The 419-nt window shown below is 66.3% G+C and carries 1 pseudogene; it reads left to right on the forward strand.

Features of this window, described 5'->3' with window-relative positions:
- Window positions 1-178: 178 nt before the first annotated feature.
- Window positions 179-419: pseudogene (locus MKK58_RS18445) on the forward strand (hypothetical protein); the annotation flags it as partial.

Raw genomic sequence — 419 nt, forward strand, 5'->3', positions numbered from 1 at the left:
CATGGATGCGTCCCTCGCTTTCGTTGGACGAACCTTAGTCCCGGCCCGGGCCGAGTCCTTGATCCAGCGCAAAGCCGGACATGAAAGCTTGGATCATGCTGTCCCTTGAACCTGGCCCCTTCGTATCCGGGGCTCATGGACGCTCCGCCACGAAGGGACGAACGAAATGAAACGATGGATGACGACGCTCGCGTTACTCGCGGCACTCGGGTTCGCGACCACCGCCCAGGCGGCCTCCGACGTCGGTCGCCAGGCCCGTTCCAACGGACCGAACATGCCGCTATCCCGGGATGTCGTGCCGAGCGAGATCAGGCCGCAGGAGCCGGCCGCGACGGGGAGCATGAAGGGCCCTGCCGGTAACGGTGGGAAGTCCCGGTGGCGGGACATCAAGCGTCCGCCCGTCCGCCCCCCGTCACGGT

Source organism: Methylobacterium sp. J-078 (assembly GCF_022829285.1).
Lineage (GTDB): Bacteria > Pseudomonadota > Alphaproteobacteria > Rhizobiales > Beijerinckiaceae > Methylobacterium.